Source organism: Bacteroidota bacterium (genome assembly GCA_034723125.1).
Taxonomy (GTDB): domain Bacteria; phylum Bacteroidota; class Bacteroidia; order CAILMK01; family JAAYUY01; genus JAYEOP01.
Genome location: JAYEOP010000599.1, coordinates 1 through 7,048, shown reverse-complemented (window position 1 = coordinate 7,048; position 7,048 = coordinate 1). Strand labels below are relative to the sequence as shown.

General features: G+C 27.5%; 4 protein-coding genes. All 4 read left to right on the top strand.

The features are described from left to right. The first annotated feature begins 263 nt into the window (after window positions 1-263). Complete coding sequence (locus U9R42_14880; GenBank protein ID MEA3497309.1) at window positions 264-2,210, top strand: TaqI-like C-terminal specificity domain-containing protein; 1,947 nt, start codon at window positions 264-266, stop codon at window positions 2,208-2,210. Between the two features lie 273 nt (window positions 2,211-2,483). Then, window positions 2,484-3,752, top strand: a complete 1,269-nt coding sequence (locus U9R42_14875; protein ID MEA3497308.1) for a M48 family metallopeptidase — start codon at window positions 2,484-2,486, stop codon at window positions 3,750-3,752. Between the two features lie 169 nt (window positions 3,753-3,921). Beyond that, complete coding sequence (locus U9R42_14870) at window positions 3,922-5,178, top strand: ATP-binding protein (protein ID MEA3497307.1); 1,257 nt, start codon at window positions 3,922-3,924, stop codon at window positions 5,176-5,178. A 465-nt stretch (window positions 5,179-5,643) separates the two neighbouring features. Continuing rightward, on the top strand, window positions 5,644-7,048 hold a 1,405-nt coding region (locus U9R42_14865), incomplete at its 3' end, for a hypothetical protein (protein MEA3497306.1).

Here is a 7,048-nt window from a genome sequence, read left to right as displayed (position 1 = left end):
GCGAAACAAATGACCACTAAATGACAGCGAAGCAAATGACAATTAAATGACAGCGAAACAAATGACCACTAAATGACAGCGAAGCAAATGACCACTAAATGACAGCGAAGCAAATGACCAATAAATGACAGCGAAGCAAATGACCACTAAATGACAGCGAAGCAAATGACCACTAAATGACTATTGAAACAAATAAACAAATCACCAATTCCTATATTATTGTAATTTTGTTTTTTTTTGAAAACTTAATTTTTTGCTAATAAATGAATAAAAATGATTTCAATATTAATCAGCAAATAAACATTGGTGATGCTTCAAAATTGTTAGAAATTTCTACTGTTACTCTTAGAAATTGGACTAAGCAAGGCTATTTGACTGCTGTAAAAGATACTTCAAATCAGTTTTTATTGAAAGATATTAAAGATTTGAAAAAAAAAATTGAAGATGGTGCTTTGCCTTTGTTACGAAAAAGAGCAAATAAAAAAAAGAATAATATTTCATTTGTTCCTAAAGAGTATTTGACAGATTTGTCATTTGCTGATGAATTAGAAAAATTAGTCGTTCATTTTAAATCACAAAATTTAGATTTAGAGCTTTCAATATTTGTTCTTACTTTAAAATTTCTTGTTTTAAGAAAAGAAGCTATTTTAAAAAATAGTAATGAGATTTTTAACTTGAATTTATTTTTAGAATTTCGTAGAAAATCTATAAGTGATGAAATAAATTCTTGGCTTGAGGAGATTGAAGAAGAAAAGAACCGAAAAAAACTTTACCTACAACTATTTGAAATTTTAACAAATGATTCTCATGATGATACCGTAGGTGTAATTTATCAGTCATTTATGAATTGTGGCGATAAATCTAATAAAGGTTCTTATTACACTCCTACAAAAATTGTAGATAATATTTTCCAAAGTTTTGAAAATAAAAATGAAAAATTTCTTGACCCTTGTTGTGGTACAGGGCAATTTTTAATTAGGGCTGTTAAAAATGGCTATAAAAATCCTTTACTGTTGTATGGTTTTGATGTTGACAAAATTGCAGTTCGGATTGCAAGGATAAATATTATGCTTCTATTTGAGAAAATTGAGTTTGTTCCAAATATTTATGAAGCTAATTCTCTTACCGATTCATCAGATCTTTTTAAAAGTTCAAAAATCGAATCAGAGAATTTTCAATTTATTGCTACAAATCCTCCGTGGGGAGCAGTTCAGAATCTTGATTCTTTGTATCCTGAAATATTTTCGGCTGAGTCTTTTTCATATTTTTTATCAAGGAGTTTAAAATTATTAAACAAAGCTGGAGTATTATCCTTCATTTTACCTGAGTCAATACTCAATATAAGAACACATTCCGATATTAGAAAATTGATTTTAAAACATGCATCAATTATCCGCATTCACAGTTTAGGTCGTAAATTTGAAAATGTTTTTACTACTGTAGTAAGAATTGATTTACTGTTAAAAAAAGCTTCTAATGATTGGCTTTTGGAAGTTGTTGCTAATGGGAATAAGTACAAAATTCCTCAATTGAGATTTGAAAAAAATGCTCACAATATTTTTGACATTTATTTAACGGAAAAGGAAAATAAAATAATTGAGCATGTTTATTCCTTGCCTCACACAAATTTGAAAAACAATAGCGAATGGACTTTGGGAATTGTAACAGGGAATAATAAAAAATATCTGTCGGAAACTTGTACTAAAGATATGGAACCCATAATTCGTGGCAGTGATGTGAAAGCTTATGTTTTAAAAAATCCATCTTCCTACATTAATTTTAAACCTGAATTATTTCAGCAACTTGCTAATGAAAAAAAATATAGAGTAAAAGAAAAATTGTTATATAAATTTATTTCCAAAAAGCTTGTTTTTGCTTACGATAATAAGCAATTGCTTACTTTGAATAGTGCAAATATTTTAGTCCCTAAAGTTGAGAATTATCCAATTAAATTAATTCTTGCTTTGTTTAACTCAAAACTTTATCAATTTATTTTTAATAAAAAATTCAATACTCATAAAGTTTTAAGAGGTGATTTAGAAAAATTGCCTTTACCGTATTTTTCAAAACCTCAAATTGAATTAATAACTAATTTGGCAGACAAAGCTATTGAAGGAAAGGATGTTATGAATGAAATTGATAACTTGATTTTTAAGTTTTGTGAGTTAAATAGTGCCTCTAAGAAAACTATCAAATTTTATGATTTCTAAGATTTTTGACCTGCCTTTGCCGTCAGGCAGGTGAGATTTTTATTTTTTGAGACGAGGCGATGCCTTAGCATCAGTGAGTTGAGAAAGATAAAAATATCGCTAAAAGATAGGAATTTAATTTTGCAGAGTTTTCTTAGAGACACTAAATAATGAGCAATGTAATTTGGTGGAAAGAAATTGATTAAAAAATTTATGACTCTATTCTAAAAAGTTTAAAAAATAACTTTTTTTATAATCAACAACAAATTACCTGATTTTCATTAAAATTGCGGCATGGAAAAAACACTGTTTATATCAATATTAGTAATACTTATTGCAGGATTTGTGATAAGTAGGGTCTTAGATTTTTTTAACGATAAAACATGGAAGAAAAAACTTCCTGATGATTTAAAGGAATTTTATACCGAAGAAGAATATCAAAAAGCAAAGAATTATCATCATGAAAATTCTGTAATATCAATTATTACCGAAATAATCGGTTTTGTTTTAATGATAGGCTTCTTTATTTTTGGCGGTTTTGGCTGGCTTAATGATTTGTTGAGTCAATCTATTTCAAATCCTATTATTCTTGCTTTAAGCTTTTTCGGAATTCTTTATATTGTTTCAGATTTAATAAGTATTCCATTTAGTATTTACAGCACTTTTATTATTGAAGAAAAATATGGATTTAATAAAACAACTCCAAAAACTTTTGTGCTGGATAAATTGAAAGGATACCTTTTAACAATTATTCTCGGAGGTGGTATTCTTGCATTAATATTTTGGCTTATTCTTGTTTTGGAAAAAGATTTTTGGATTGTTGCTTTTGTGGCAATTACTGTTATTAGCTTGTTTATGAGTATGTTTTATACTACTTTAATTGTTCCTTTATTTAATAAACTTACGCCACTTGAGGATGGTGATTTGCGTTCAGCAATTGAAAAATATTCTCAGAAAGTTGATTTCCCTCTAACAAATATTTTTGTAATTAATGGCTCAAAAAGAAGCTCAAAAGCAAATGCTTACTTTTCAGGTTTTTGGAAAAAGAAAAAAATAGTTTTATACGATACTCTTATTGAAAAACATGGGGTAAATGAATTAGTTGCCGTTTTAGCTCATGAAGTAGGTCATTATAAAAAGAAACATATTATTAAAGGTATGATAATGTCAAGTGTGCAAACATTTGTAATGTTATTTATTTTGTCGCTACTGATTTTTAACAATGAATTTTCTTCAATCTTTTATTTCAATGTTTCCGATGGCTCTTTTGATATTCAACAAAAAGCCGTTCTGCATATTAACTTAATAGCATTTTCTATTCTTTACGAACCTGTTTCTATGTTAGTCGGATTGCTTGGAAATGTTATTTCGCGAAAGCACGAATATCAGGCGGATAATTTTGCAATAACAACAACAAATAAAGAAGATTTACCCAAATCCTTGAAAAAAATGTCTGTAGATCATTTATCAAACTTAAAACCGCATCCTGCTTATGTGTTTTTCTACTACTCACATCCTCCTTTGATGAAAAGATTGGAAGCGATGAAAATTGTTAATGATTGATTTTGTAAAAAGTAACAACTTTTACAAATACTCAAGTGTTTTATTATTGTGATTTAATAAAAAGATACAAATTTGTTAAGTGTAACTTTATAAAAATGTACATATTTATTAAGTGTGATTTAATAAAATGATGTATATTTGCAATGTGAAATTATTAAATATTATTAATATGGAAGCACTTTTGTCAAGGATAATAATTGAAAATCAAGAGTTAATAAAGAAAAAGAAGGTTCTGCTACGTAATTTTAATATTCCTGATATAGGAAGCATTAATGTTTTAACAGGTATAAGAAGATGTGGTAAAACTTATGTGCTTTATGAAAATGCTAAGAAATATAATCAGGACATGGTGCTATTTATTGATTTTGAGGATGAAAGACTTGTAAGATTGAATTTGTTGGATAATTATGATATAATTTTGGATAGCTACAAAAAAATTTATCCTGATAAAAAGCCAATAATTTTTTTTGATGAGGTTCAGAACTTAAAAAATTGGCATTTATATATTAAAAGATTACATGTTGCCGGTTATAAAATATTTGTAACAGGAAGTAATGCATATTTATTGAGTAAAGATATTGCTACTTTTCTAAAAGGAAGGAGTATTGAAACGAATATACATCCTTTTTCCTTCAAGGAGTTTCTAAAAGTTAAATCCAAAGATTTTAAAAATAGAGATTTTTATGTAAAGGTTCCTGAAATATTAAATTTATTTGATGAATATCTTGTTTATGGTGCTTTTCCCGAAGTGATAAACACAAATATTTATGATAAAAGGAAAGTAATAAAGAATATTTATAATCTTTTGTTTTATAGGGATATAATTGTGCGTTTTAATAAAAATGAATACCTTATGAAATTAGTAGTTTCAAAAATATCAGAGAATATTACTAAGGAGTTTTCCATTTCAAATCTAGCAAAAAAAATAATTTCATTATATCGTACTTCAGTTCCAACTGTTACAGAATATTTTAATGTTCTACCTGAACCTTTTTTGACTGAAAGTATTTATCAATTTCGAAAATCTTTTGTGCAAAGAGAATCGAAACGCAAAACGTATTTTATTGATAATTCTTTTATTTTGATTAACGAGGTTGAAATTAGTAAAGGAAAATTTCTTGAAAATCTTGTGTTTAATATTCTTAATAGACAGTATGATGAAATATTTTATTATAAAACTCATAACAATCTTGAAGTGGATTTTTATATAAATTTGGAGGGTGATAAAAAATTGATTCAAGTTTCATATTCTATGAGTAACTATGACACCAAAACAAGGGAAGTAAAAGCGTTAAAAAAAGCAATGACTGAGCTTCAATTGAATAAATCATATATTTTTACATATAATGAAGAAGATATTATTGAAACTGATAGCGGTAAAATTGAAGTAATACCTGTTTGGAAGTATTTGTTGAGCAAGCAATAAAATGTATATTTTCTTGTAATGAAATAGATTAACACAAAATGTCAATGTTATTTAAAGACTCTATTTAGTGGCTATAAGAAAAACGTATGTTTTAGACTGTTAGAATATTATGTGTATTCTGTCGCTTGAATCTAATGGCATAAAGTATTCATTTGATTGTCTTTAAATTGTCATTAAGTTACAAAACCCAATGACAGCTTGGCTAAATGACTATTAATGACAATTGAATGACTTTTACATTCACATCCATTATTAATTCAAAGCCCAAGTATAATGAGTAATACAAAGTTTTCTTATAGCCACTATTTCGCTACGGTTGATTGCAACTCACAGTTTCCCAATATAGCAATAAAGATTATTAAATGTAAAAGAATGCTCTATTTTGCTTAAAATTATATATCATTGCAAAGTGTTTATTATTGCTCATAGATAATTTTTAAATATCTAAATCTTAATTTTAAAAAAATGAAGAACTTTTTTACTATATTTTTATTTTTACTAATAATCCTTCAATTTTCTTGTAAAAAAGAAAAACCACAGTGGGATACTCAAATTCTTACACCTTTAATTAATACTGATTTGTCAATAAAGAATCTTGATACACTGGTGTTTGAGAATTCTGATAGCTCGGTAAGTTTAATTTATAAATATATTTTTCAAAAAATAGATTGTAGTAAATTTTTACATATTCCTGACACAACTCTTGCGAATACAGCTGCATTAAAAACAATTAAACTTGGTACAAGAGAAGTTGAAAAGAAAAATACTCTTGGACAAATAGCAAGGGAAAATGGAGCTATGGGGCAGATTATATTAAATAATCATGGAAGTAAAATGATAATTCCACAAATTCCTAGCAGTAACGTTGGAAATGTTAATATTGATGCGAGCGGACTTTTTGAATCTATTGATGTGCTTGATGGAGTGCTTATAGCAAAAATGCACAACGGACTTCCAATTGAAATACGAGATGTGATATATATATTAAAAAATAAATCTTCAGGAGCCAGACTTTTAATTGATACTATACATAGTCTTATGCCAAATCAGGATTATACTGAAAGTTATTCTCTTGATGGAAAGACATTTGAAGGGAAACTTGTTATGGAAATATTGAATTTTAGTTCTCCGGGAACTGGAATAATCCCTGTATTGATTGATACAAATGATGCCTTAACCATTAAGGTTACAATTAAAATTGATGAATTAAGTTCTGCAATAGCAATATTCCCTGAACAAAATTTATTTGATCATCAAGAGGATGTAGAATATCATTTAAATGGTCAGGAATTAGTTTCTATGAGACTAAGAGAAGGTACATTTAAGTTTATTGCTATTTCAACAATTCAAGATTCTTGCTTTATTGACTATTCAATTCCGGGTGCAAAATATTTGGGAACTGATCCTCTTCAAGTTTATAAAGTTTTGCCTCCTGCTATGGAAGGTGATACTGTTTATATTGAGGAAACTAATAATGTTGGTGATTATTGGTTTGATCTTACAGGGAAAAACGGAAATAAAGTAAATTCTTTTTACAGAGATTTGAAAATGAGAATTGATTCTACAGGTAAAATGATTCATTTGTCTCTTGAGGATAGTATTTATCTTTATTACACTTTATTTGATGTTGTTCCCGAATATGTGAAAGGTTATCTAGGACAAGATTCTTTTTCGTATTCAGCTGTGGCAAAAATTGATATTTTTAAAAATATTACTAAAGGAAAACTCGGTATTGAAGACGTGAGTTTTAGGTTTTTTACAGAAAATGGAGTTGGTGCAGATGCGGAAATATTAATTAATAAAATTGAAGCAAAAAACAATAAAACGAAATTAAACAAAATTCTGAGTAGTACGATATTGAACAATCCCA

What these genes read in the sequence shown, in the direction of transcription:
- U9R42_14870 (MEA3497307.1), top strand. Translation starts at nt 3,922, where the DNA reads ATGGAAGCACTTTTGTCAAGGATAATAATTGAAAATCAAGAGTTAATA.
- U9R42_14880 (MEA3497309.1), top strand. Translation starts at nt 264, where the DNA reads ATGAATAAAAATGATTTCAATATTAATCAGCAAATAAACATTGGTGAT.
- U9R42_14875 (MEA3497308.1), top strand. Translation starts at nt 2,484, where the DNA reads ATGGAAAAAACACTGTTTATATCAATATTAGTAATACTTATTGCAGGA.